Source organism: Streptomyces sp. MnatMP-M17 (assembly GCF_900091995.1).
Taxonomy (GTDB): Bacteria; Actinomycetota; Actinomycetes; order Streptomycetales; family Streptomycetaceae; genus Streptomyces.
Genome location: NZ_FMDK01000744.1, coordinates 1 through 2,132, shown reverse-complemented (window position 1 = coordinate 2,132; position 2,132 = coordinate 1). Strand labels below are relative to the sequence as shown.

Below are 2,132 nucleotides of genomic sequence, written 5' to 3'. Positions count from 1 at the left end.
GACGAGTCGTGCGCTTCACCTGCCGTACGCCCGCTGGCCCTGCCGTCAAGAGCGGCTGGGTCGAGCTGGCGCCGGCATCCGTAGAAGCACCAGCACCCGCACCTGCACAAGCACCCGCACCAGCCCAGGAGATCTCGAACACGAACAGAGACGGAGTCGGCGATGACGACTGACGGACTCGGCCTGGTGGGAGGCTTTCTCTCCCAGGTCCGTGAGCGGCCCGATGCCACCGCACTGCTGTGGAACGGTGAGGAGATCAGCTACCGCGAGCTGTACGAGCAGGCCGGACGCGAAAGGGACCGGCTGGCCCAGCTCGCGCTGGCTCCCGCCGAGCCCGTGGGTGTCCTCGCCACCAAGTCGCCCGCGGCCATCGCCCTGGTGCTGGCCTGTCTGCTGGCCCGGCGGCCCTTCCTGCTGCCCTCGCCCGCGCTCGCGCCCTCCCTGCTCGCCGATCTCTTCGCGCAGGCGGGCTGCCGCCAGGTCATCACGCCCGACGGCACGGACGCGAACGTGGTGCCCAATCCCGAGGTCACTCCGCAGCCGCTGGCGCCTCGTGAGGCCGCCGAGGTGTCGTTCATGCTCACCACCTCCGGCTCCACCAGCCTGCCCAAGATCGTCCCGCTCGGCCGGGAGGCCGTGAACCGGTTCGCCGCCTGGGCCGGCCCGGCCTTTTCGATCGGTCCCGGCAGCACGGTGCTCAACTACGCGCCGCTCAACTTCGATCTCTGTCTGCTGGATGTCTGGACGACACTGGCGCACGGCGGCCGGGTCGTCCTGGTCGATCCCGGACTCGCCGCGCGCGGCGGCCATCTGCTCGATCTCCTGGAGCGCCATGACGTCCAGGTCGTCCAGGCGGTGCCGATGTTCTACGGGCTGCTGCTCGACGCGGCCCAGCGGCGCGGCGCCACCCTGCCCGGTGTCGAGCATGTGATGTTCAGCGGCGATGTCATCCCCGACCGCACCTTCGCCGCGCTGCCCGAGCTCTTCCCCAAGGCGCGCATCCACAACATCTACGGCTGCACCGAGACCAACGACAGCTTCATCCACGAGGTCGACACCGGCACCACCGCCTTCCCGCCGGTGCCGATCGGCGTTCCGCTGCCCGGTGTCGAGGCGCTGATCCTGGACGAGCGCGGCGAGGCGGTCGAGGGTCCCGGCTCCGGCGAGCTGTATGTGTCCACGCCCTTCCAGGCGGCCGGCTATCTCGACCGGACGCGCCACGCCGACAAGTTCACCGGCCATCCGCTGGGACTGGACGACCGGCGCTGGTTCCGCACCGGTGACCTCGTACGGCGCGACGGCGACGGCCGGCTCCATCTGACCGGACGCAGCGACCACCAGGTCAAGGTCCGCGGTGTCGCCGTGAACACGGCGGAGGTCGAACGCGTGCTGCTCGACCATCCCGCGGTGCTCGAAGCGGGCGTGGCCGCCCTGCCCGACCCGATCGAGGGCCGCCGGCTCGTCGCCGCCGTCCAGGCCGCGCCCGGCAGCGCTCTGAGCACCCTGACGCTCCGTCAGCACTGCGCCAGGAGCCTGCCCAGGGCGGCGGTTCCCGCGAAGCTCCAGATCGTCACGGAGCCGCTGCCGAAGACCGCCACCGGAAAGGTCGACCGCAAGGCGCTCGACCGTCTCCACGAGTTGTCAACAGCCAAAGGAAGGACGTCATGAGCCACGTCGGCACCATCAAGCAGTTCGTCATCGAGGAGTTCCTGCCGGATGTCACGGCCGAGGAGCTCGCTGACGACCACGACCTGCTCTCGGACGGGGTCATCGACAGCCTCGGTGTGCTGAAGCTGATCGCCTGGGTCGAGGACCGCTTCGAGGTGGCGATCGGCGACGCCGACCTCGATCCCAACAATTTCCGCAGTGTCGCGGCGATCGACGCGTTCATCGCCGGTGCGCGCCGTCCCGAGGTGGCAGGTAGCTAGCGGTGCATGACGCACTCATCGGCCTGCTGGAGCGGCGCGCGCCGGTCGGGCGCGAGACCTGGCGGTCGTTCTGGGACGAGCTCGGCGACGGCGGCCTCGACAGAGCGCAGGCCCTCGCCCTGCTGGTCTCCCTGACGACCGCGCTGCCCGGCCCCGAAACGCTGCGCGGGCTGCTCGACTCGCTCGCCGAACGGCGGGCCCCCC

The 2,132-nt window shown here is 70.6% G+C and carries 2 protein-coding genes and 1 pseudogene; all 3 read left to right on the top strand.

Translation table 11 applies throughout. The features are described from left to right. Positions 1 to 162: 162 nt before the first annotated feature. Complete coding sequence (locus tag GA0115259_RS29685) at positions 163 to 1,668, top strand: AMP-binding protein (protein WP_093602739.1); 1,506 nt, start codon at positions 163 to 165, stop codon at positions 1,666 to 1,668. Next, on the top strand, positions 1,665 to 1,928 hold the full coding sequence (locus GA0115259_RS29680) for an acyl carrier protein (protein WP_093602737.1): 264 nt from the start codon (positions 1,665 to 1,667) through the stop codon (positions 1,926 to 1,928). Before GA0115259_RS29685 ends, GA0115259_RS29680 begins: the two co-directional genes overlap by 4 nt. A 2-nt stretch (positions 1,929 to 1,930) precedes the next feature. Then, positions 1,931 to 2,132, top strand: a pseudogene (locus GA0115259_RS29675) (hypothetical protein); the annotation flags it as partial.